The following is a 23,124-nucleotide window of genomic DNA, read 5'->3' as shown; positions in this document are numbered from 1 at the left end:
TGACAAAATATTTGAACACAAATACCCTCATAACTATAGCGCCTAGAAGGAGGGTGATGAACGTGAGAATTCACAGATATTGGCTGCAAGCGCTAACGACACTGATGCTGCTCTCGCTGCTTACTGTCGGATGCGGCACGGCTGATCAGACGGCAGGGCAGAAAGCAGGGCAGGAGTCGGGCAAGGAGGCAGGGACAAAGCAGGTAGCCGTTCCGGAGAAAAAATACGTCGTCGCAATGGAGGTGACCTTTCCGCCGTTTGAGATGATGGACAAAAACAAGGTTGCCGGCTTCGACGTGGACGTGATTACCGCGATCGCAGAAGCAGCCGGCTTCCAGATCGAGATCATGCCCACCGGCTGGGATCCGCTGTTTGACGGAATTGAGAAAGGTTCGATCGACGCCGGTATTGACGCTATTACGATCACGGATGAGCGGAAGAAGAAATTTGATTTCTCCGACCCGTATTTTGAAGCGACCCAGCTGATCATGGTGCCGGAGGATTCGCCTGCTGCCAAGCTGGCTGATTTAAAGGGGAAACAAATTGCCGTACAGTCGGCCACCACAGGGGAAGTCGTCCTGCAAAAGGCCTTTGGCAAGACCTATGAGGGCCTGCGGGGCTACGATGACTTTTTGGGGGCAATCGAAGATTTTTTTAACGGCCGGGTGGATGCGGTGATCGCGGATAACGGATTCCTGCAGTACTTTCTGCCGAAAATGAAAGAGAAAAAGTACAAACTATTGCGGGACGATTCTTTTGACAAAGAGTATTACGGGATTATGGTGCGGAAAGGAAATGCCGAGTTTCTGGACAAGATCAATCAAGGGCTCAAAACGATCAAGGAAAACGGCAAGCTGCAGGAGATTTACGACAAGTACTTTCAGCAAAAACCGGAGTGAGGCCCGGACAAAGGTCCTGGGGCTTGCGATCGGGACATATTTCCCAAAGTGGTTGCAAATTCGGCTCAAAATAGCCTTATAATGTTGATGGACGGGGACAGCCGTCCTGTTTATCCAGTATGGAAACCGGTATGATAGGGGGTGAACAGATGGATGTAAGCGCTGTTATCAAACTGATCGAAGAAGAGCCGAAGATCTATCAATTGCTGAAGCACTGTCCTTATGACATCCTGCGGCAGTGGAAGCTCGCCGAGTACCCCCGCGGTTCGACCGTCTTCCGCCAGGGAGACGTGCAAGACTGCCTGCACATCATCGTGGAAGGTTCGGCCGATATCAATATTTTGGCTGAGAATGGCCGGGAGTACTCGCTTACGGTTTACCAGAAGGGAGATCTCATCGGCGAGTTGGAAATCTTCGAACGGAAACCATTTGTCTGCAACGTGAAGGCGCTTACCGATCTGAAGCTGATTGGATTGGAAAGGGGGCTGTTCTTTCGGTGGCTGGAATTAGACATGAACTTGAATCGGCTGATGATCAAGTACTTGTCTGAAGCATTTTACAATTTATCCCAAAAGGTAGGAGACGACACGCTTTATTCTTTGTACCATCGCGTATGCAGTTTTTTGGTCGAATCCCTGGTGCAAACCGGAAAAGCAGAAAACGAGCTGTGGATAAACGTCAACAAGACGCAGCTCAGCAGCCAGTTTGCCGTAACCCAGCGGAGTATCAACCGGATTTTGCAAAGCCTGAAGGAAAAAGGAATCATCGATCTTCATAGTCAGGGTATTTTCATCAGAGATATCGAAAAATTAAAGGAAGAGAAAATAGCGAGCAAATTTCAGTGATTTGGCTTGCACAGCCTGAAGGAAGGTGTCATCATTCGTGGCAGACTCGGTCCAACCCCACATTCGCATCGGCGCAGCTGACAGCGCAAGATACGCCATACTGCCTGGAGATCCGCAAAGGGTCGACGTAGTCGCCCGATTTTTGGAGCAACCGAAAGAGTTGATGTACAACCGGGAATTTCGTACCGTATCCGGCATGTACAAAGGGGTAAGGGTACTCGTGACCTCGACCGGGATCGGCGGCCCCTCCCTGGGAATCGCCGTGGAAGAATTGAAAAAGATCGGCGTTGAAACGATGATCCGCATCGGCAGCTGCGGCGCCTTGCAAAGAGGGCTCCTGCCGGGGGATCTGGTCATCGCTTCCGGGGCGGTGCGGGATGACGGAACCTCGACTACCTATATAGAAAAATCGTATCCCGCCATTCCTGATCACCGATTGCTGATGTACCTCAATCAGACGGCAAAGCGACTGAATATTCGCCACCAATGCGGAAGAGTTCGCAGCCACGACAGTTTTTACACGGACAGGGAGGAACAAATCGACCGCTATTGGTCTGACAAGGGGATATTGGCGGCAGATATGGAGACCGCCGCTCTGTTTGTCATCGGCGGCTTAAAAGGCTTGAAGGTCGCCTCCATCCTGAATGTCGTGGTTGAGGCTGACGGCGATCTGGAAACAGGCATCAACGAGTATGTAGACGCCAGTGCCGCCTGCAAACAGGGCGAGGAGAGAGAAATTCTGGTGGCACTAGAGACGATTGTAAGTGTCCATAATGAAGCAACAACTTGCGAGGAGGCTGTGAAATGAGCGCGAACCAAAGCATCTGGTCTTTCCGCTTCTCCGTCGCCGCGATTGTTCTGATTCCGGTCGCGGTCGGCATTAACTACATCGGCAAATTGTTTGCAGGCGTCCTCAAGCTGCCGCTGTGGCTCGACGCCATCGGCACCGTCCTGTCCAGCATGCTGGCGGGACCGATCATCGGGGCGCTGTCCGGCTTGATCAACAATATCATTTATGGCCTGACCGTTGATCCGATTTCGTTTATTTACGCGCTGACCAGCGTCTTTATGGGACTAGTCGCCGGTTACATGGCGTTTAAGGGCTGGATTTCCGGCTGGGGAAAAGCGGTCGTTGTCGGTTTGGCCGTCGGGATCACGGCTGTCATCATCTCTACGCCGCTCAATGTCTGGTTTTGGGGAGGCCAGACGGGCAATTTCTGGGGAGATGCCCTGTTTACCTACGTCATGTCGCAGACCGGCTCCACTTGGCTGGCTTCGTTCCTCGATGAACTGGTCGTCGACTTGCCGGACAAGGTGATCACCGTGTTGGCGGCATACGGGATTTATCGCATTTTGCCGCAGAGCTTGACCATGCTTTACAAAAACAACAACAAGACGGAATCGATTTAAAATCATCGCGAGCAGAAAGAAAGACGGTGAAGTTCCTTGAAGTCCATGAGTTTATACGTTAACCGTCATTCGCCGGTACACAGCGTAGACCCGATTACCAAGCTGTACTACATCGGTGCAGCCATTGTCGTTCCCTTTATCGCGCCCTCGTTCCACGCAGCCTGGGTCTGGCTGCTGCTCAGCGTATGCCTTCTTCTGATCGCCAAGGTCTTTCGCAGGGCATTGCCGATCCTCGGCTTCGTCGCCTTTGTGCTCGCCACGGTGATCGTCATTCAATCGCTGTTTCACCCCGGCAATGCCACGGCCTGGTTCTATATCGGCTCGATTGGGGTATACCAGGAAGGGTTTTGGTATGCGCTGGGCATTTGTTTCCGCGCCTTGAACATCGTCTGCGCTTTTTCCATTCTCGTGCTGACGACCAAGCCGTCCGACCTGGTGGAAGCGCTCGTGCGCAAGGGACTATCTCCGCGCATTGGATACGTGCTCAGCTCCGTGTTTCAAATTATTCCGCAAATGGTCGCGACAATGGGCACGATCACCGATGCGCAGCGTTCGCGGGGAATGGAGACGGACGGGAGTCTGCTGGTGCGCATCAGGGCCTTCTTTCCACTGCTCGGCCCTGTCGTGCTCAGTTCCTTGCTGAATACCAAAGAGCGCGCCTTGGCGCTGCAAGTGAGAGGATTTAACGCGACCGGCGAAAAAACCTTTTTACACGAACAACAAACGTATCCATACAGCGCCGTGCTGCAGTGGGGTCTGATCGGAGTTGTGATGATCGTCATCATTTGGAGGATTTTGTCATGAAAACCATTGTCGTAGAGCAGCTGAAGTACCGCTATCCGCTGACAAAAAACCTGGCGTTAGACGAGCTGTCCTTTGAAGTGGAGGAAGGGGAATTTATCGGGATCGTCGGCAAAAATCTGGCGGGGAAATCCACGCTCTGCCAGGCGTTGATCGGACTGGTTCCCCATTTTTACCATGGCGGATACGGCGGAAGAGTCATCGTCGACGGCCTGGAAGTAGGCAAGAGCCAGGTGGACGACATCAGCAAGAAAGTAGGCATCGTCTTTCAAAACCCGTTTACCCAGGTGACGGGTTCCAAGCTGACCGTTTACGAGGAGATTGCCTTCGGTTTGGAAAATCTCGGGGTTCCGCGGGCAGAGATGATCGAGCGGATCGACCATGCGCTCGACCTCTTGCAAATGCTCCCGTTTAAAGACCGCGCCCCGTTCGACCTGTCGGGCGGACAGATGCAGCGCATGGCCATCGCCAGCATCATCGCGATGCGGCCGAAGATCATTGTACTCGACGAACCGACGTCCCAGCTGGATCCGCAGGGCTCGGAGGAGGTCTTCCGGGCCATCCAGAGCTTAAGCCGGGAAGGGATGACGGTGATTATGGCGGAACACAAAATGGAGAAAGTCGCCCAATACGCTGACCGCGTCCTGTTGCTGCACGAAGGCAGGCTCATCGATTTTGACCGCCCGGAGAAGGTGTTTTCCAGAGACGATCTGGACCAGTACGGTGTTGCCGCCCCCGTCTATACACAGGTGTGCAAAGCGCTGGATGCGAAACAAGCGGGCGAGCCATACTATCCGGCAACGCTGGATGAGGCTTTTCGGGCATTGGTGATGCAGCGTGAGTAACATTCGGCTGGAGAACGTTTCATTTGCCTATGAGGCTTGCCATGATATCGTCAAGCAAGTCAGCCTGGAATTTGACCATCGCGCCACTGCATTGATCGGCCAAAACGGCGCGGGCAAAACAACGCTGGTAAAATTGCTGAAAGGATTGCTCAGACCAAGCGAAGGCGACATTTTCATTCGCGGCATCAATACGAAGGAGGCCACGGTCGCACAGCTGTCCCGGCATATCGGACTTGTCTTTCAAAATCCGAATGATCAGATTTTCAAGCGAACCGTCCTGGATGAGGTGATGTTCGGGCCGCTCAATCTGAAACAAGACAGGCAAGCGGCGCAAGCGGGCGCTGTCTCTGCCCTGGAGCGGGTCGGCCTCGCTGACCAGCTGGAGGCCAACCCGCACGATCTGGGCTTGTCAGAGAAAAAACTGGTCAGCATCGCTTCGATTCTCGCGATGAATACCGACATTCTCATTTTGGATGAACCCACCATTGCCCAGGATTTCGCCGGAAAAGAGCGGATCAAACAGATCATCCAATCGTTGAAAGCGGAAGGAAAGCTTGTCCTGACGATCATCCACGACATGGATTTTGTCGCGGAAAACTTCGAGCGGACAGTCGTCTTGAGCCAGGGGCGCGTACTGCTCGACGGCTCGACCCGGGACGTGTTTTCACACAAGGAACTGCTGCGGCAAGCTTGCCTGGATACGCCGTACATCACCCAGCTTGCAGAGAGTCTGGGAATCCCGCAGACGATTCTGACAGCCGGGGAGTTCATCGAATGGCAGCGAAAAAAGAACGAACGGAGGGAGACAAATGCGCATCACATGTAAAAAATGGCTTGCCACGCTGACGGCATGCCTGCTGATGGTCGCAGCGCTTGCAGGTCAGGCAGCGGCCCATCCAACAGCCGGTTCGGCGGGAGAGTTGAATTTTGTCGGCGAGAATTACGAGATGAGCAAGCACCCCCTGTCCGAAACGACCGTCACGATCATCCACGATACCCACTTCCATGGCAATTTTTATACGGAGAAAGACCCCAAGAATATCGCCAACTACTTTGGACTCATCCAGCAAATCCGCGCGAAGCAGCCGAATTCGCTGGTGATCGCCAATGGCGACGACACGGCGACATCGCTCTTGTCCACGGTATTTATGGGACAGCATATGATCGACGTGTTCAATGCGATGAAGGTAGACGTCGATACCTTCGGCAACCACGACTTCGACATGGGGCCGGAGCAGCTGAAAAAACTGGTCGCAGCAAGCACCTTCCCTTGGGTCAGCGCCAATGTCACGGACAAGAACGGGAAGACGTTCGCGGAAGCGGAAGGGGCCAAATCGTTTATCATCAAAGAGGTGAACGGCGTCAAGATCGGACTTACCGGTTTGACCACGGAGGAGACGCCGGCCATTTCCGATGTCGGGGACAACATCGTCGGCGATCCGGTAGCGGCGATGAAAAAAATCGTGCCGCAGATGAAACAAGCCGGAGCCGAGATCATCATCGTCTCTTCCCATCTGGCCAGCCCGGAAGCGAGAATCGTGGCGAAGGAAGTGGACGGCATCGACTTGATCGTCGGCGATCACGCCGCCTTCGCCTATGAGATGCCGGAAAAGATCAATGATACTTTGCTGTGGTTTATCGGCGATGAATTTACGTATCTGGGCCAGATCAACCTTCAGGTAAAAGATGGAAAAATAAACGATTTCAATTACCATCGGTATACCCTGGAAGACGAAGTGAAGAAGGCCGAATTCAAGCCCGATCCGAAAGTGAAACAGATCATGGACGACTACAACGGCCGCCTGGACAAAGAGCTGGATGTCGTCATCGGCAAGACCGAAACCGAGCTGGACATCATGAAGGCCACCCAGCGCAAAGGGGAGACCCCGATCGGCAACTACGTGGCCGATGCCGTGCGAAAGTACATCCAATCGGATGTGGCGATCGTCGGCGGTGGAGATATCCGAGCCGACTACGTGCTTCCCCCCGGCCAGATCACGAAGCGGAACATCATGGAGACCCTGCCTTTTCAAAACTACTTGGTGAAGCTGGAAGTCTCCGGCGAAGATTTGTGGAACGCGCTGGAAAACGGCGTGAGCGAGCTGGAATCCGGAGCGGGACGCTTCCCGCAGGTAAGCGGAATCCAGTTTAGCTACAATCCGAAGCTGGCGAAGGGCTTCCGCCTCGTCGAAGTAAAAGTAGGCGGCAAGCCGCTGGATAAACGGGCGACGTACACGCTGGGGACGACGGATTACCTGGCAGGGGGCGGCGACGGCTACGAGATGCTGCCGAAGGCCAAAGTGCTGGTAGACGGCCATGCCGGCCCGCTGATCTCGCTGCTTGTCATGGACAATGTCCAGCAGCAAGGCACGATCGCCCCGAAAGCGGAGCAGCGGATCACGGTTACGGATCGCAAACCGTCCGGGTACCCGGATTTTGCCGATATCGATGGACACGAGTTTGCCGCAAGCATCGTGAAACTGTATGCCAAGGGCATTATGAAAGGAGAATCCGCTGCCCGGTTTGGGCCCGACGAGCAGATCACCCGGGCGGAGTTCGCCGCACTCTTGACGAGGGTGTTGGGAGTGAGCGCGGAGCCGGAACAGTCCGCCAAGCTGCCGTTCAAAGACGTAGCGACCGGGGACTGGTACTACACAGCGGTGCGGGAGGCGTACCAACAAGGGCTGATTCAAGGTGTTGAAGGGGATCGCTTCGCCCCGATGAGCCCGATCACGAAAGAACAGGTACAGATCATGCTGACAAACGCTCTGAAGAAGCAAAAGGTCGATGCCGCAGCGGATGCCCTGATGGAACCGCTGAAGAACGTCGCCGCGACAGACAAGATGACCCGCGCACAAGCGGCGGCCGCTTTGGATTCCTTTATTCGCCTGCTGGAGTCAAAGGAACCTGTGGCGAACTTGTAAACAAAATGTGACAAAGAACGGTCGGTTTTTCGGCCGTTCTTTCTCTTTTCCTTCCTCTTACCGAAACAAACGGTGGAAACAGACGTCTAACCCTTTGGGAGATTGATAGAAAAAATACGATTACAATTGTTTGGAGGATTTGGAGAATGGTACTACGCAAGTGGTTTATCCTGCTGCTCATGCTGGCGCTGTGCGTCCCGGCGATGAGCCTGCCGGTCCATGCCCAGGCGCAGGGGATCAGCATCTATCTGGACGGGCAAAAAGTAGAAAGTGACGTGGCTCCGTACATACTTCCAAGCGTGGGCGTCACGATGGTTCCGCTGCGGGTCATCAGCGAGAGCCTCGGGGCGCAGGTCTCCTGGTCGCAAAGCGCGCAGACAGCGACGATCAACAAGGCGGGGACGGAGATAGCGATGATCGTCAATCAAAAGTCCGCCCGGGTGAACGGCGCGAGTGTCGTGCTGGATGCTTCCGTCGAGAACAGGCAGGGACGGGTGATGGTGCCGCTCCGGTTCGTCAGTGAACAGCTCGGCCTGCAGGTGAACTGGAATCAGGCGACCCAGACGATTACCCTCAATACGGGAAATCTAGAGATCCCGGCTCTGCCCGAGCAAACGCCCGGCGGGGAGCAGGCCAAGACTGGAGATGAGATGCGCGGCGCTTGGATTTCAACCGTATTCAATCTGGATTGGCCGTCCAGCGGTTCGTATGGCAACAAGGCTAAGCAGCAGCAGGAATACGTGAAGCTGTTGGACGAGCTCCAGGGGATGGGGTTAAATACTGTGTTCGTCCAAGTCCGCCCAGCTGCGGATGCCCTGTACCCGTCGACAATGGTGCCCTGGTCGCGCTTCCTGACCGGTACACAAGGCAAGGATCCGGGTTACGACCCGCTTGCCTTTATGATTGAGGAGACGCACAAACGCGGGATGGAATTCCACGCCTGGTTCAATCCGTTTCGGGCCAACACCGACGCAAAAACGGACCAATTGGCGCCTGCTCACATCGCCAAGCAGCATCCGGACTGGATCGTGAAGTCGCAGGACAAACTGTACATCAATCCGGGCATTCCCCAGGCACGTCAGCAAATTATTGCGGAAATTATGGAGGTTGTGAATCGCTACGAGATTGACGGGGTCCATCTGGACGACTATTTTTATCCCTCCGGCGGAAATTTTCCGGACGATGCCGCATTCAAAACGTACAACACCAAAAAATTTGCCGCCAAGGATGAATGGCGCCGCGACAACATCAACCAGTTCGTCAAGGACCTGGGGCAGTCCATTCACAACGCCAAGCCCGGCCTCCCATTCGGGATCAGCCCCTTCGGCGTCTGGCGCAACAAGTCATCAGACCCTACCGGCTCCGATACCAAGGCCGGCGTGAGCGCCTATGACAACATGCATGCCGACGTGAGGACCTGGATCCAGCAGGAGTGGATCGATTACGTCATGCCGCAAATCTACTGGAGTTTCTCCTTTGCTCCTGCCCAGTACGACAAGCTGGTGGCATGGTGGGCAAACGAAGTGAAAGGCACCAATGTCAAGCTGTACATCGGCCACGCCCCGTACAAGCTGGGGACGACGGAAGCCGGCTGGCAGTCCGCACAGGAAATCATCAACCAGCTGCAGTTCAACACCCAGTACCCGGAAATAGCCGGGGACGTGTTCTTCAGCGCCAAGGATCTGCGGAAAAATCCGCTGGGGTTGGTGCAAGCTCTTACCGAATACTATCGCCGCTAAAGACGTCTCCCGCAGCAGCAAAAAAGCAAGGTTAGAAGAAATTCTAATCTTGCTTTTCTTTTTGGGCGGAAAATGAAGGATGGAGAATCACCTTGTTGACGAACAGGATGAATCTGGATATACTAGTTTTTGAACTGACCAGTCAGTTCAAAAACGAAAGTTGGTGAATAGATGGCCAGATCGAAAAAAGACCAGATCTCTCAAGGGGCCCTGCAGGCTTTTGCTGAACACGGGTACAGCGAAACTTCCATGGATGCGATCGCCGATATCGCCCAGGTGGCCAAAGGAACCTTGTATTACCACTTCAAAACAAAGGAAGAGCTGTTCGTCTACGTCAATCGCAAAGGGGTGGAAAAGCTGATCGCCGCCGCTACGGAGGCGATGAAAGACACCTCCCGCCCCCTGAATGAGCGGCTGCTGTACTTGATGGATGAGCATCTTCGCTTTTTCGACAGCGAGCGGGAACTATGCCTGCTGCTGCTTAATGTCAGCTCTGGAGACCGCGAGCGGGATGAGCTAGTCCGTTCGATTCTCGCCGACTACTTCGGCACGATGGAAGCGTATTTTCGCGGGCTGCAAGACGAAGGGATGCTAAATAACGAGCTGGATACACAGACATTGACATCGGCGCTGTTTGGCATGATTGGATTTACGGCGCTTCGCCGGCTGTTTTTGGGCGAGCCGCTGTACACAGAAGAGACGCGCTCCACATTGATTGCCCTGTGCAAAGGGGCTTTGGGGCTGTAAAAGAAAGACCGGATGAAGAGGGAGAGGGAGAAGAACATGAATAAACGAAGAGCGTGGATCGGTGTGGCTGCTTTTTTGGCATGTATTGCCGTGCTGACGTTCTATTTGCTGTCCCCGGGCAGCGCAGTAGGGCAGTTGAACCAACAGGTGACCGGAGTGGTGGAAGGAACAGAGGTAAATCTGGCCTTTAAGATGAGCGGCCAGATCGAGGAGATCACAGTGAAGGAAGGCGACCGCGTAACCGAGGGGCAGACTGTGGCGAAGCTGACGAGCGACGAACTGCTGGCAAAACGGGATCAGGCGAAGGCGGCATACGAGCTGGCCCTGGCCAAATTGGAGCAAGCCAAACAAGGGGTAGGCGTCACAGCCCAGACGTCTGATGCGCAAATCGCTCAAGCAAAAGCTGCTGTCGCTGCAGCCCAAGCGCAGTATGAAGCGAATAAAAACGGCGCACGCCCTGAGGAAATCTCACAGCTTCAGGCCAAACTGAAGGCGGCGCAAACGGCGAAGGAGACAGCCGAGAACAACCTGAAGCGGATGCAGAACCTGTTGGCCGAGGGTGCGGTTCCCCAGGTTCAGGTGGAAGAAGCCCAGGCCGGATACGAAAAAGCGGCGGCTGAACTTTCCGCAACCCAGGAGCAGTTGGCGATGGCTAAGAGCGGCGCCCGCCAGGAGCAGGTGAATGCGGCCAAGGCCCAATGGGAGCAGGCGCAAGCGGCCTACGAACAGGCCGTAGCGGGACGCGGCCAGGTGGGTGTCCGGGAATCTGACGTCAAGTCGGCGGATGCAGGCGTGAAACAGGCCAAGGGAGCGCTGGACGAAATGGAGGCTTACCTGCGCAATACGATATTGACTTCACCTGTTGCGGGAACAGTCAAATCGGTGACAGCGGAACGCGGCGAGCTTGTCGCCCAAGGTGCAGCGATCGTGACGATACAATCTGACGCCGACCTGTTTGTCAAATTGTACGTCGATGAAAATCAACTGGGCCATTTGCAAGCCGGAGATCTGCAGACACTGTATGTGCCGGCGCTGCAAAAAGAGGTGCAGGCCAAGGTTTTGGCGGTATCGCCGGCAGCCGATTTTGCCGTAAAAAGAGCGACACAGGAGTTGGGAGATCGCGATATCCGCGCCTTCCAGGTGAAGTTTGACCTTGCCGGGACAGGACTTCGGCCCGGACTTACGGTTGAATGGCGGATAGAAGGGGAGTGAAGTGGTGAATAATAAACTTTCCCAACTGTTTCTAAACGAGTGGCGATCTATTTTTGCCAACCGGACGATCGTACTGGTGATGCTGATCGTCCCCCTGCTCTATACGACGCTGTTCGGATTCCTCTACAGCGAACGGAAGGTAATGGAACTGCCGACGGTCGTCCTTGATGCCGACCAGTCGGAGCTGAGCAGGGAGTTGATTCGCGCTTTTGACCAGGATCAGACCTTTGCCGTCTCAGCCATGGTAGACAGTGAAGCGGAACTGAGCCGGCGGATTGATGCAGGGGAGGATTACGTCGGGATCATCATCCCGGCCGGCCTGTCCGATAAGTTGAAGCGCGGGCAGCAAACGGAGGTATTGACGATCATCGACGGCAGCAACCTGATGATCTCCAATACCGCTGTACGCGCGGCGAGCACGATCGTCAAGACGGTATCCGCAGGCGTTACGCTGAAGCAGCTTGAAGCCAAAGGGGAGTGGGGCGAGCAGGGGAAGAGTTTTCTGACCGGAATCGATTATCGCTACCGAGTCCTGTACAACCCGACGTTCAGCTATTTGTCGTTCATGGTATTCGGGCTCGGCGGGACCGTGCTGCAGCAGGTCGTCTTCCTCGGCATCGCCATCGCCGTGACGCGGGAGAAGGAAGCGGGAACCTGGCAGCAAACGATTCGGGAACACAGCTTTGGTCAATTGCTGGCGGGAAAAATGCTTCCCTACCTGATCCTGTCCACCTTCAGCCTGTTGATTACCTACACCTTGCTGTTAAAGGGATTTCAGATCCCCTCCTACGGCAATCCGCTCTGGCTGATGCTGGCGGGAATCATCTTTAACGTGGCGGTATTGGCACTGGGCCTGGCGATTTCCTTCTTTTCGCCCAACCAGCTGCAGGCCACACAGGTAGCCATGCTGATCGCCGTCCCGTCGTTCATGCTTTCCGGCTACACCTGGCCGACCATGTCCATGACTCCGGTGATCGCCGGAATCAGCCAATCGCTCCCGCTTACGTATTTTTTGCACGCCGTTCGGGAAATTTTGACGAAAGGTCATGGATTCGACTATATTCGACAAGATCTGCTCGTGCTCTGTCTCATGGCGATTATCGGCATATTTGCCGCATTTCTCGCGTATTTATGGAATCGGAAGCGGGCAATCGAGCCGGTGGAAAATCTGTCGACCATGCAAAACTTGTAAAAAGAAAAGCCTTGTATCTTTGAAAGGGGTTTCATAAAATAGAAAAGGAACTAATTTAACATTTCTCTTCCCAAGGAGGTACCCATGTCTGGAACTCACTTGAAATTGCTGTGTGAAGAGACTTTTCGGCGGTTAAAAAGGGTAAGCATGGAGTTGGAACGCTTTCTCAACCAGGTGACGCTGTCAGAATTGGTCAAGAGAAGCGGCGATCCGGAGGAGTTCGAAGCTTATTACCGGAGCTACCTTTCCGACTTGCGCCATCTGCTCGTCAATTCGGAGAATGCCTACGAAAAAGTGGGGGTATGTCTCCGGAGGGCCCGCTTTAGCGAGGAATTCGCTCAAGAGGTGCTGCACAACGTTTACCACACCTGCATCAACTGCTTCTACTATCCCAAAGGGGAAGTGTACGACGAGAACAGCCGGATGGGCTATGCGGGAGAAGAACCGATTGTTTTCAGCAAAGAGGTCATACCGGAGCTTCGCCAATTGACGCTTGCCCTCTCCAAGACATTTGAGCAAATGCGCAATGATCTGCACTACTTTGAAAATGATACCATTCCTACCAATGAAGTGATGTCATCCGTTTGATCAGAAGTGAACCGCAGCTCCTAATAGAGCTGCTTTTTTTTTTGGATCATGCCAGTAGTAATAGTATACAATTTTGCCGGGTGATTGCACAACATCTTTTTATAAAATATTCAGAAAATTTTTTGCAACATTTTCCTGTCCATTAAAAAAGCAGGCTCATGATAACATGAACCTGCTCGTTTTTCTCTACAGCCCCTGTCCAAAGCCAAGCCGGTGTAAAAAGCGGCTGATAAACCCGCCAATACCGCCTTTGTAGCGCCTCTGATCAGTCGACTGCTGAATGGGCGGCACTTCTGCCGTTTGCAGCTGAGTAAGTGCGGCATTCACGTTGATCAGACCGTATCCGTATTCCGGATCTTTGCCCGGTTTTCCCAGATCGGTGGCTGTCTCTCGGATCAAGCGCATGACTTCGCTGTTTTTCATCCCGGGGTTGACGGATCGGATCAGGGAAGCAAAAGCAGTCACGTGCGGACATGCCATCGACGTGCCGGACAAGGCAGCGTAATCGCTCTCGATATAGGTGCTGGGTATGTCGACGCCGGGGGCGGCTACATCGACGTAATCGCCATAGTTGGAGAAATCGGCCCGGGCTTTGAGATGATCGACTGCTGCCACGCCCATCACTTCCGGATAAGCGGCGGGATATCCCGGCTGGTCGGTGTCGTCGTTACCGGAGGCGGCAACGAGTATGACATTGTTGTCAAAAGCGTACCGGCAGGCTTCCCGCAATGCTGCGGATGAGGTGTAGTTGCCGACACTCAGGTTGATGACGTCGGCTCCGTTGTCTGTTGCAAAGCGGATGCCTTGGGCGATGTCAAACGCCGAACCGGAACCGTCCGCACCAATTGCTTTGACCGGCATGATTTTGCTATTCCACGACATGCCGGCAATCCCGGCGCTGTTGTTGGTGCGGGCAGCAATGATGCCGGAGACGTGGGTCCCGTGTCCGTTGTCGTCCATCGGCACGTCGTTATCGTCGATAAAGTTGTAACCCGGGACAAGCTTTCCTTTGAATTCCGGGTGTTTTAAGTCGATGCCGGTGTCGACTACGGCGACGATGACGTCTTTGCTTCCTTCCGTTATGTTCCAGCCTTCCTCCATACCGATCATCGGCAAATTCCACTGATAACGGTGGTAGTAGGTGTCGTTCGGAACCACGTTGGGCAAAAGCAGGTAGTTTGGCTCGGCGTATACGGAATCGGGATGCTCAGCAAACACCTTCATCATCTCTTTTGTGGTCTTTGAATTTGACTTGATGATCATCGATTCCCCGTAATCGCGCTTGATTTTGCCGTCTACCTTCGCGAGGATTTTTTGTATGGTGGCCTGATCCGGCCGCGGGGAGAAGCGAACGACGATCTCGTGTTCCACGTAGTGACTGCGGTCCCGCTCGTTGTGGTGGATTTTTTTAATATGAGGCCTGCTCTCAACCTCCCGCCTGATGTCCCGCGCTTGTTCGATGTAGTTGATCCGGGGAATATCGGAACGAACCGAGGTGACGGAGGGATGGGGTTCGTTGTACTCTTGTACGCGGTAGCGCTGGACAGGTATCGAAACCAAAAGGACCAGCACAGCAGCTACTAAAACGGCGGCGATTGCTCTCACCAGACTCACTCCCTACACTCTTAGGTAGGTATATCCTGCTACGTCGGCCAAGAGTTTATGAAGGAAAAAACAGGGGGGAGAGACGGATGGTTTTCAACTGGTTTTGATAAATATTTTCGGATATAATAAAAAACAAGAAAATTTTTTTGTATGAGCAAAGCGGGTGTTTCTATGACCAATTTCACTGCAAGTGCGCCGCAGAGCGTCTTTGTGCGAATTCGCGCGATGTACCCCCAATTGAGTACAAAGGAACAACAGGTTGCCGATTACATTCTGGAGCATCCCGGGGAAATCATTCACTTGTCGATTACAGCGTTGTCTGATTTATGTGAATGCGCGGAGGCGACCATCTTCCGCCTGTGCCGGCGGCTGGACTTTCAGGGGTATCAGGCCTTGAAAATCGCCTTGGCGAGCGAAGTGGTAAATCCACTGCAGAACATCCATCAGGAGATTCATCCCGATGACGACGTATCGGCATTGGCCGATAAAATCTTTACCGCGGACATCGAGACGCTGCGCGATACGCTGCAAATTACCAATGCGAACCGGGAAGCGCTTGGCAGCGCGATCGAAAAGCTGTCCGCCGCCAGACGGATTGAGTTTTACGGAACGGGCGGTTCGGCCGTTATCGCCCAAGACGCGTATCACAAGTTTATTCGGACAGGCATTCCATGCGTCTTCCACACGGATTCACACTACCAGGTCATGTCCGCCGCCCTCTTGCAAGCGGGCGATGTCGTCGTCGGCATATCCCATTCCGGGTCGAACAAGGACATTCTGGAGGCGCTGAAAATTGCCAAGGAGGCGGGAGCGACGATCATCGGCATCACCGGCTACGGCAAATCGCCGCTGGTCAAAATGGCTCATGTCTGCCTGTTCACTACCTCGCGTGAGACGGTATTCCGGACGGAAGCGCTCTCCTCCCGGTTGGCGCAGCTCAGTTTGATCGATGTTTTATACGTGGCTGTGTCTCTGCGCAGACAGGACGAAACGGTAGCCAACATCAAAAAAATCCGCGAAGCCATCTCACTGAAGCGCCTGTGAACCAGGCGCTTTTTCAACTTCTAACCCGGGAGAGGGGCCAGTTCCGCGGCGGATAGCAATCACTTGGCGGGGAATACTGGAGAGGAAGACAAAAAGCCCCCACGTTTGCGAAGGGGCCTTGGCCGGACCGCAAACAAAGGGTTTCAAAAAAGAGCGATCTCTGACTCGGCGTCAAACACGTGGCATTTGGACAGGTCCATCCCGAGTGTGACTGCCATCTTCGGGCGCAGTCCTTCGCGGGCGTCGACGCGGGCCACCATCTGCGCATTGCCGATGTTGTTGAAGTAGATGTACAGCTCCGAGCCCATGTTCTCCACGACATCGACTTCCGCCTGGAAGACGCTTTGAAACGGGTTGGCTGCAATAAACTGGTTGTCGCTATATATGTCCTCCGGTCTGATGCCGAAGGTTATCTCTTTTCCGACATACCCGTTTTCCCTGAGCAGATGAGCCTTATCGTCTGGAAATTGAATGTCGATCCCCCTTGCTTCAAACCAGACCTTGCCTGCTTCCTCGCGTGTCCGACCCGTAATAAAGTTCATGCTGGGCGAACCGATGAAGCTGGCGACAAACTGATTGACAGGGTGGTTGTATATATCGTTTGTCGTTGCCACTTGTTGAATCAAACCGTCCTTCATGACGACGATCCGGTCGCCCATGGTCATCGCTTCCGTCTGATCGTGGGTCACGTAGATGACGGTCGTCTCCAGACGCTGATGCAGCTTGGAAATCTCCGTACGCATCTGTACGCGCAGCTTGGCGTCGAGATTGGACAGCGGTTCGTCCATCAAAAAGACTTGCGGCTCGCGAACAATCGCCCGCCCGAGCGCCACCCGCTGCCTCTGGCCGCCGGAAAGCGCTTTTGGCTTGCGGTCCAGCAGATGCGAAATGTCGAGAATCCTCGCTGTCTCTTTTATGCGGTTGTCAATCTCCGCTTTGGAGAACTTGCGCAGTTTTAATCCAAATGCCATGTTTTCATAGACGTTCATGTGCGGGTAGAGCGCATAGCTTTGGAACACCATCGCAATATCGCGATCCTTCGGCGCCACGTCGTTGACGCGGCGGTCGCCGATGTACAGATCGCCTTCGGAAATATCTTCCAATCCGGCAACCATCCGCAGTGTGGTCGATTTGCCGCAGCCGGACGGGCCGACTAATACGAGAAATTCCCGATCTTTTATGTCCAGATGAAAGTCGCTTACAGCCGTGACGTTACCATAGCGCTTAAACACGTGATGCAGGCGTACTTCTGCCACGATTACTCCCTCCCTAACGGACAGGTGTTACAAACCCGTCCGAATTTTCCTACTCTTACTATAACGAAACACGGGCGGTTGTCTCTATGGCGATCCTGCACAAATTTGCTTAGCGGTTTTGACCAAACAGCAAGGCCAGGCGCAGCAGCAGCGCATCGGAGAATTGGCGCGGATCCAATCCGGTCGTCTCTTTCAGTCTGTCCAGGCGGTAGAGCAGTGTGTTGCGGTGAATGTATAATGCCCGGGCTGTCTCACTTATATTTAGATTGTGGGAGCAGAGTGCCGCAAGAGTTTCCCGCTGTTCTGCCGACAGCCGGATCGCCCAAGGCAGCGTTTGGCGAAGCAGCGTCACGGCCTGTTCCGGCAGCTCGGCTACCCACATCTCCAGGCGGTACTGCCAGGTCGCAGCGACCATCGCTTTGGGCAAGAAGCGCTTTGCGGCACGCGACAGGGAAGCCAGCTCGCGCAGCGCTTCGGCAAGCTGTTCAGGCCGTCTGATCGGCGGTGCGACAAACACTCTCGCGTTCTCCATCGCCTCCGTCGATATCAGGTCGTGTATGCCGGCAGCCCACTCCAACAGGGACTGCCGGAGAAGTTCGCCAGTGTCCGTATCCGTCTTGACTTCAGACAGCAGGGAGAGCGGCAGCAAGAGGAGGGCAGAGGTGTCGGTCAGGGGATACAGCTCCAGTCTTTGTCCCATGTCAAAAAAATCGGTCAGCAGCTCCAGCCACGCTGCCATGTAGTCGCTTCTCTCCAGCTTTGTCCGCTCCAGGATAAAACAGATTCGTTCGTCTACCCAGTTCCACGACGTTTGCAGCGGTATGGGAACAGGAGCGATCTGCCCCAAGTAGCAAGCCTTCAGCCAGGCCCGCATACCTTCCTGATCGGACTTTGCCTGATCCGGCTCTCTCTGCAGCAACAAGGGTAACAAGGCCAGGGCAGATTCTGGCCATACGTCCGGGCTGACGCTGACGAACCAGACTTCCGTCTCCGTGACTTCGCTGATGACAACCTTTCCGCCCGTGAGTTCGTACTGCCGCTTCTTTGCCTCCCATTCACTCAGGGAACAACGAATCAATTCGATCGGCAGGCTGGTCGTATGACGTATTCGCTCGATTTCTTGGCGCCATCTATCGATCACTAGCTACCTCCGTTCCATGCATAAAGGAAAAAGAATATTCGCAATTGCAAGATGCTGCTTATGATTATACCTCAATCGTTTGCGAGCAGCCAAAGCAAAAAAACGCCTCCACCATTTGCGATGGAAGCGTTTCTGAGCTTACATTTCACTTGCGGCCAGCACGGCAGCTTTCTCCCGGGCGGGCAGGATCTCGGATTTTTGTGCCTGCGGGGCTGGCTGGCCCTGCAAGGTGTGTACGGTAATCTCCGGACGGGAACGGAGTCTCACGTTCAATCCGGTTTGCCCCAGGCCTTCATTGATGTAGAAGGGCCGCCCGTCCAAATAGTGCAGTCCCTTGACGATGTTCATCCGCGGGAGCTGCCCCATCTTGGCCAGATGAAATGGCTTCGGCCAGTGGATCTGTCCGCCGTGGAAGTGGCCGGACAATAGGTAATCGTAGTCGTATTCCTGCATTTCCAGCACGACATTGGGATCGTGGGTAAGCACGAGGCGCAGCCCGTCACCGGGAACATGCCGGAACGATTGGGCCAGGTCGCTGTGTCGCGTGGCGTAGTCATCGATGCCGATGACGTGCAGCTTCACATCAGCCGCATCGAGCGTAACCGTTTCATTGCGCAGCACGCGGCAGCCGATCCGCTCAAGTTCTCTTTGCAGCAAGTCCAATTTGACCGGAGACAGCAGGTAGTCGTGGTTGCCGAAAACGACAAACGTGCCGAGCCGGGGGGAGAGCTGCTGCAGCTGTTCCACAAACGAAACCGCTTTGGGGATATTGTACTCGCGGTCCAGAAAGTCACCGGTGATCGCGATCAAATCAAGCGCTTCGCCAGCCAGATCGGCTACGAGCGCCTCCGGTTTGATCGAAATATTTTCCATGTGCAAATCGGACAAGTGAAGAATGCGAACAGGCGAAAAAGCTTCGTTTATATCACGCTTCTCTCGGGCGATGCCGATCGAGACGCGGTTGATTGTCGGATGGAAGGTATTGCGGTACGCCTTGAAGCCAAGGCCGGCAAAAGCGAGCAAGGCAATTGGCCATAACATCGGACTATCACCTCTTCTATCGATAGAATCCATACTTTATGATTATACTACACATACGTAAAAGACGGCGGAAGTATATACTGGAAGGAGATGCGGTGGAAAAGTAGAAATATTCTTACGAGATAAACCGAATATACTGTACCTGGAATACAGGAGGGGTGATCCGATGAACTTTGAAGATGCGCGGCGTCGGTTTCCTTGGACGCATAATGGTGTGGGGAATATAGTCTACGAAGCGGTGGATCGGCATGTCGACGAGGGAAAAGGGGAGCAGACGGCTCTCTTCTTCACCGACGGCCAGCGGGAGGAATCGTATACCTTCGAGCAGATCCAGCGGCTCTCGTCTTGTTTTGGGCGCGGCCTCAAATCGCTTGGCATCAAAAAAGGAGAGCGCGTATTCCTGTTCATGCCAAGGTGTCCGGAACTGTATATTGCACTGATCGGGATCGTACGGGTCGGCGGGATCGCAGGACCCCTGTTCGAGGCGTTTATGGAAGCAGCCGTGCACGACCGTTTGCAAGACAGCGGCGCCGCGGCGATCGTGACGACTCCATCGCTGCTGCCGCGCATTCCCATCGATGAGCTGCCGCAGCTTCGGCACGTCATCGTGGTCGGCGAGATCCCGCAGACAGCCGGTCACCGTGTCGTCTCGTACGATCAGCTCATGACCGCCTCTGACGAACCGCTGATTGAACAAGTGGACGGCGAGTCCGGCTTGTATCTCCACTACACATCGGGTTCGACAGGCAAGCCAAAGGGCGTGCTGCACGTGCATGCGGGACTGGTTCACCAGTACGTCTCAGGAGCGGTCGTCTACGACTTTCGTCCGGGGGATGTGTACTGGTGTACGGCGGACCCGGGCTGGATCACGGGAACCTCTGCCGGGCTGTTCGCCCCCTGGCTGCACGGAGTGACAATCGTTGTTCGCGGCGGACGGTTTCGTCCGGAGGATTGGTATGCCACTCTTGAGAAATATGGGGTAAACGTCTGGTTCAGCGCTCCGACGGCATTCCGGATGTTGATGGCGGCGGGGGACGATCTGCCGCGGCAGTTTGACCTCAGCCGTCTGCGCCATATCCTCTCGGCGGGCGAGCCGCTCAATCCGGAGGTGATCCGCTGGGGCGAGCAGGTGCTGGGCAAGCAGATCTACGATAATTGGTGGATGACGGAGACAGGCTCTACCATCTGCGCCAACCGTCCTGGCTTGCCAGTCCGGCCCGGTTCGATGGGCATGCCGCTTCCGGGGATTCATCTCGCCATAGTAGATGCACAAGGCAAAGAACTGCCGGCCGGGGTCATGGGCAATTTGGCGATCAGGCCGCCATGGCCGGCGATGATGCGAACGATCTGGGGCAACGAGGCCAAATACCAATCGTATTTTCAACATGGCTGGTACATTTCCGGGGATTCGGCCTACAAGGACGAAGACGGATACTTTTGGTTTCAGGGGCGGATCGATGACGTCATCAATACCTCCGGCGAGAGGGTAGGTCCTTTTGAAGTGGAGAGCAAGCTGGTAGAGCACCCTGCCGTAGCGGAAGCCGGAGTGATCGGCATTCCCGATCCGGTGCGAGGCGAAGTGATCAAAGCTTTTGTGGTGCTGCGCAAGGGATACGAGGCCAGTGAGCGGCTGGGCGAGGAGATCAAGGAGTTCGTCCGCAAGAACCTGGCCGCGCATGCCGCTCCGCGTGAGATCGCTTTCCGGGATTCGCTGCCCAAGACCCGCAGCGGCAAGATCATGCGGCGCGTATTGAAAGCCTGGGAACTGGAACTGCCGACGGGTGACTTGTCCACTCTGGAGGAGTGACATCTGGTGCCAAAAAGTTCCTCCGATTTCGGCAGGAAAACGCTTGCGGTTTGTCGAATACTCAGACTTATCCTAAAAGAGAGATGTTTGATTTTGATAAGGAGCGTGAGCATATGAAAGAGAACATGATACCAGCTGAAGAGGGCAATTTTAATTTGCAGGACTACGATCAGGCATATGCGAATTTTGACTGGAAAGATGTCGAAAAACAATTTACCTGGTATGAAACGGGCCGGGTCAATATGGCATACGAAGCGATCGACCGCCATCTGGCCACCGACCGCAAAGATAAAACGGCGCTGCTGTATTTTGACGCGACGCGCGATGAAAGCTACACGTTTGCCCAGTTGAGTCAGCTCTCCAACAAATTCGGCAACATTCTCCGCAAGCTGGGCATCGTCAAAGGCGACCGCGTCTTCGTGTTTATGCCGCGCTCCCCTGAGCTTTATGTAAGCGTTCTCGGTACGCTGAAAATCGGTGCGATCGTCGGCCCGCTGTTTGAAGCGTTCATGGAAGGGGCTGTCCGCGACCGCCTGGAGAACAGCGAGGCGGTGGCGATCGTCACGACCCCGGCATTGCTCCCGCGCATACCGGTACAAGAGCTGCCGCATCTCAAGCACGTGATCGTCGTCGGAGACCAGGATCAGGTGGGAGAGGGACAGATCAGCTACCATGAAGAGATGGCCAAAGCCTCCGACGAACTGGAAATCGAGTGGGTAGACCGCGAAGACGGCATGATTTTGCACTACACCTCCGGATCCACCGGCAAGCCCAAAGGCGTGCTGCACGTCCACAATGCGATGATTCAGCACTACCAGACAGGAAAATGGGTGCTCGACCTGCAGGAAGACGACATCTACTGGTGCACTGCCGACCCGGGCTGGGTAACGGGAACCTCGTACGGGATTTTCGCTCCATGGCTAAATGGCGCGACCAACGTCATTCGCGGCGGCCGCTTTAAGCCGGAAGATTGGTACAAGACCATCGAAAAATTCAAAGTGACGGTCTGGTACAGCGCTCCGACCTCATTCCGAATGCTGATGGGTGCGGGTGACGAGCTGGTGAAGCAGTTCGACCTGTCATCGCTGCGCCACGTTCTGAGTGTCGGTGAACCGCTCAATCCGGAAGTGGTTACCTGGGGCTTGAAGGTCTACAAGCACCGGATTCACGACAACTGGTGGATGACGGAAACAGGCGGGCAGATGATCTCCAACTTCAAGTGCATGCCGATCAAGCCGGGTTCAATGGGCAAACCTTTCCCCGGCACGTACGCTACGATCCTCGACGACGAAGGAAATGAGCTGCCGCCAAACCGCATGGGGAACCTCGCTCTGCGCGCCGGCTGGCCGTCGATGATGCGCAAAATCTGGAAAAACGACGCCAAATACGAGGAGTATTTCCGCTTCCCCGGCTGGTACATTTCGGGGGACTCGGCCTACAAGGATGAAGACGGGTACTTCTGGTTCCAGGGACGCGTCGACGATGTGATCATGACCTCAGGCGAGCGCGTCGGGCCGTTTGAAGTAGAAAGCAAACTGGTGGAACATCCTGCAGTGGCCGAAGCGGGTGTCATCGGGAAGCCGGACCCTGTGCGCGGCGAAATCATCAAGGCGTTCATCGCCCTGCGCACAGGATATGAACCGACCGAGGAACTGATGAATGACATCAGGCGATTCGTCAAGGAAGGCTTGGCCGCACATGCAGCACCGCGCGAAATCGAATTCCGCGACAAGCTGCCGAAGACCCGATCCGGAAAGATCATGCGCCGCGTCTTGAAGGCCTGGGAACTGGGGCTGCCCACCGGCGACCTGTCCACGATGGAAGATTAATCTCGAATTGCAGGATGCAAGAAGCGTACGTCCGGAGCTGTCCGGGCATGCGCTTCTTTTTCGTTTTAAAATTCTCCGCCGAGCATACTGCCGCCTCCGCCGTCTCCGTGTCTGTCTTTCCGGTATTTTGCCCATTGATCCGCATACTTTCATAGGCAAATCATAGTGACGAAGTACCAAAAGCGCGCCAACCGCTTAC

At 54.7% G+C, this 23,124-nt stretch carries 20 protein-coding genes; 16 read left to right on the top strand and 4 right to left on the bottom strand.

The genetic code is table 11. The annotated features are described in order from the left end of the window. Window positions 1-62: 62 nt before the first annotated feature. The 13 genes from ACI7RC_RS04835 to ACI7RC_RS04775 all read left to right on the top strand — a co-directional run bounded on the left by ACI7RC_RS04835 (window position 63) and on the right by ACI7RC_RS04775 (window position 13,202). Window positions 63-899 carry a basic amino acid ABC transporter substrate-binding protein gene (locus tag ACI7RC_RS04835; protein WP_408107108.1) on the top strand — a complete coding sequence of 279 codons (837 nt, stop codon included), beginning with the start codon at window positions 63-65 and terminating at the stop codon, window positions 897-899. A 149-nt stretch (window positions 900-1,048) separates the two neighbouring features. Further along, window positions 1,049-1,744, top strand: a complete 696-nt coding sequence (locus ACI7RC_RS04830) for a Crp/Fnr family transcriptional regulator (RefSeq protein ID WP_408107107.1) — start codon at window positions 1,049-1,051, stop codon at window positions 1,742-1,744. A gap of 37 nt (window positions 1,745-1,781) precedes the next feature. Continuing rightward, entirely contained in the window at window positions 1,782-2,552 is a 771-nt protein-coding gene (locus ACI7RC_RS04825; protein WP_408107106.1) for a nucleoside phosphorylase, read from the top strand. Continuing rightward, a complete protein-coding gene (locus ACI7RC_RS04820) occupies window positions 2,549-3,154 on the top strand; it encodes an ECF transporter S component (RefSeq protein WP_408107105.1) in 606 nt (201 codons plus the stop codon). Before ACI7RC_RS04825 ends, ACI7RC_RS04820 begins: the two co-directional genes overlap by 4 nt. Before the next feature lie 36 nt (window positions 3,155-3,190). Then, window positions 3,191-3,958, top strand: a complete 768-nt coding sequence (locus ACI7RC_RS04815; RefSeq protein WP_408107104.1) for an energy-coupling factor transporter transmembrane component T family protein — start codon at window positions 3,191-3,193, stop codon at window positions 3,956-3,958. Further along, a complete protein-coding gene (locus ACI7RC_RS04810) occupies window positions 3,955-4,800 on the top strand; it encodes an energy-coupling factor ABC transporter ATP-binding protein (protein ID WP_408107103.1) in 846 nt (281 codons plus the stop codon). Before ACI7RC_RS04815 ends, ACI7RC_RS04810 begins: the two co-directional genes overlap by 4 nt. Then, a complete protein-coding gene (locus tag ACI7RC_RS04805) occupies window positions 4,793-5,626 on the top strand; it encodes an energy-coupling factor ABC transporter ATP-binding protein (protein ID WP_408107102.1) in 834 nt (277 codons plus the stop codon). The genes ACI7RC_RS04810 and ACI7RC_RS04805 overlap by 8 nt, the downstream gene beginning before the upstream one ends. Then, window positions 5,610-7,724, top strand: coding sequence for a 5'-nucleotidase C-terminal domain-containing protein (locus tag ACI7RC_RS04800; RefSeq protein WP_408107101.1), 2,115 nt, complete (start codon window positions 5,610-5,612; stop codon window positions 7,722-7,724). Before ACI7RC_RS04805 ends, ACI7RC_RS04800 begins: the two co-directional genes overlap by 17 nt. 146 nt (window positions 7,725-7,870) lie before the next feature. Continuing rightward, entirely contained in the window at window positions 7,871-9,463 is a 1,593-nt protein-coding gene (locus tag ACI7RC_RS04795; RefSeq protein ID WP_408107100.1) for a family 10 glycosylhydrolase, read from the top strand. A 171-nt stretch (window positions 9,464-9,634) separates the two neighbouring features. Then, window positions 9,635-10,210 (top strand): TetR/AcrR family transcriptional regulator, encoded by a 576-nt coding sequence (locus ACI7RC_RS04790; RefSeq protein ID WP_408107099.1) that lies wholly within the window; start codon window positions 9,635-9,637, stop codon window positions 10,208-10,210. A gap of 36 nt (window positions 10,211-10,246) precedes the next feature. Continuing rightward, window positions 10,247-11,422: an HlyD family secretion protein gene (locus ACI7RC_RS04785; protein WP_408107098.1), complete on the top strand. Its 1,176-nt coding sequence runs from the start codon at window positions 10,247-10,249 to the stop codon at window positions 11,420-11,422. A 4-nt stretch (window positions 11,423-11,426) separates the two neighbouring features. Then, window positions 11,427-12,614 (top strand): ABC transporter permease, encoded by a 1,188-nt coding sequence (locus ACI7RC_RS04780; RefSeq protein ID WP_408107097.1) that lies wholly within the window; start codon window positions 11,427-11,429, stop codon window positions 12,612-12,614. Between the two features lie 84 nt (window positions 12,615-12,698). Next, the gene (locus ACI7RC_RS04775; protein ID WP_408107096.1) at window positions 12,699-13,202 is read left to right on the top strand and encodes a DUF3907 family protein; all 504 of its coding nucleotides are present in this window, start codon (window positions 12,699-12,701) and stop codon (window positions 13,200-13,202) included. Between the two features lie 186 nt (window positions 13,203-13,388). Here the strand turns inward: ACI7RC_RS04775 and ACI7RC_RS04770 are convergent, their stop codons facing one another. Further along, complete coding sequence (locus tag ACI7RC_RS04770) at window positions 13,389-14,807, bottom strand: S8 family peptidase (RefSeq protein WP_408107095.1); 1,419 nt, start codon at window positions 14,805-14,807, stop codon at window positions 13,389-13,391. Between the two features lie 171 nt (window positions 14,808-14,978). Here ACI7RC_RS04770 and ACI7RC_RS04765 point away from each other — a divergent pair, with 171 nt between their 5' ends. Beyond that, window positions 14,979-15,851 (top strand): MurR/RpiR family transcriptional regulator, encoded by an 873-nt coding sequence (locus ACI7RC_RS04765; protein ID WP_408107094.1) that lies wholly within the window; start codon window positions 14,979-14,981, stop codon window positions 15,849-15,851. Between the two features lie 143 nt (window positions 15,852-15,994). On the opposite strand, the gene ACI7RC_RS04760 is transcribed toward ACI7RC_RS04765, so the two are convergent. The 3 genes from ACI7RC_RS04760 to ACI7RC_RS04750 all read right to left on the bottom strand — a co-directional run bounded on the left by ACI7RC_RS04760 (window position 15,995) and on the right by ACI7RC_RS04750 (window position 19,289). Next, the gene (locus ACI7RC_RS04760) at window positions 15,995-17,107 is read right to left on the bottom strand and encodes an ABC transporter ATP-binding protein (RefSeq protein WP_408107093.1); all 1,113 of its coding nucleotides are present in this window, start codon (window positions 17,105-17,107) and stop codon (window positions 15,995-15,997) included. A gap of 109 nt (window positions 17,108-17,216) precedes the next feature. Next, window positions 17,217-18,248 (bottom strand): PucR family transcriptional regulator, encoded by a 1,032-nt coding sequence (locus tag ACI7RC_RS04755; protein ID WP_408107092.1) that lies wholly within the window; start codon window positions 18,246-18,248, stop codon window positions 17,217-17,219. 138 nt (window positions 18,249-18,386) lie between these two features. Continuing rightward, on the bottom strand, window positions 18,387-19,289 hold the full coding sequence (locus ACI7RC_RS04750; protein WP_408107091.1) for a metallophosphoesterase: 903 nt from the start codon (window positions 19,287-19,289) through the stop codon (window positions 18,387-18,389). A gap of 166 nt (window positions 19,290-19,455) precedes the next feature. Here ACI7RC_RS04750 and acsA (ACI7RC_RS04745) point away from each other — a divergent pair, with 166 nt between their 5' ends. After that, window positions 19,456-21,096 carry an acetate--CoA ligase gene (gene acsA, locus ACI7RC_RS04745; RefSeq protein WP_408107090.1) on the top strand — a complete coding sequence of 547 codons (1,641 nt, stop codon included), beginning with the start codon at window positions 19,456-19,458 and terminating at the stop codon, window positions 21,094-21,096. 113 nt (window positions 21,097-21,209) lie between these two features. Beyond that, window positions 21,210-22,925 (top strand): acetate--CoA ligase, encoded by a 1,716-nt coding sequence (acsA, locus tag ACI7RC_RS04740; RefSeq protein WP_408107089.1) that lies wholly within the window; start codon window positions 21,210-21,212, stop codon window positions 22,923-22,925. Window positions 22,926-23,124 lie beyond the last annotated feature (199 nt).

The organism is Brevibacillus sp. B_LB10_24 (assembly GCF_046036945.1).
In the GTDB taxonomy this organism is placed as follows: Bacteria; Bacillota; Bacilli; order Brevibacillales; family Brevibacillaceae; genus Brevibacillus_C.
Note: the sequence above shows the minus strand (reverse complement) of the source record. Positions and strands in the feature narration are given on the sequence as shown.

Bases quoted from the DNA above. Each gene is read 5' to 3' on its own strand.
- ACI7RC_RS04830 (WP_408107107.1), top strand. From the start codon at position 1,049: ATGGATGTAAGCGCTGTTATCAAACTGATCGAAGAAGAGCCGAAGATC.
- ACI7RC_RS04820 (WP_408107105.1), top strand. From the start codon at position 2,549: ATGAGCGCGAACCAAAGCATCTGGTCTTTCCGCTTCTCCGTCGCCGCG.
- ACI7RC_RS04810 (WP_408107103.1), top strand. From the start codon at position 3,955: ATGAAAACCATTGTCGTAGAGCAGCTGAAGTACCGCTATCCGCTGACA.
- ACI7RC_RS04800 (WP_408107101.1), top strand. From the start codon at position 5,610: ATGCGCATCACATGTAAAAAATGGCTTGCCACGCTGACGGCATGCCTG.
- ACI7RC_RS04795 (WP_408107100.1), top strand. From the start codon at position 7,871: ATGGTACTACGCAAGTGGTTTATCCTGCTGCTCATGCTGGCGCTGTGC.
- ACI7RC_RS04790 (WP_408107099.1), top strand. From the start codon at position 9,635: ATGGCCAGATCGAAAAAAGACCAGATCTCTCAAGGGGCCCTGCAGGCT.
- ACI7RC_RS04785 (WP_408107098.1), top strand. From the start codon at position 10,247: ATGAATAAACGAAGAGCGTGGATCGGTGTGGCTGCTTTTTTGGCATGT.
- ACI7RC_RS04775 (WP_408107096.1), top strand. From the start codon at position 12,699: ATGTCTGGAACTCACTTGAAATTGCTGTGTGAAGAGACTTTTCGGCGG.
- ACI7RC_RS04765 (WP_408107094.1), top strand. From the start codon at position 14,979: ATGACCAATTTCACTGCAAGTGCGCCGCAGAGCGTCTTTGTGCGAATT.
- ACI7RC_RS04750 (WP_408107091.1), bottom strand. From the start codon at position 19,289: ATGTTATGGCCAATTGCCTTGCTCGCTTTTGCCGGCCTTGGCTTCAAG.
- acsA (WP_408107090.1), top strand. From the start codon at position 19,456: ATGAACTTTGAAGATGCGCGGCGTCGGTTTCCTTGGACGCATAATGGT.
- acsA (WP_408107089.1), top strand. From the start codon at position 21,210: ATGAAAGAGAACATGATACCAGCTGAAGAGGGCAATTTTAATTTGCAG.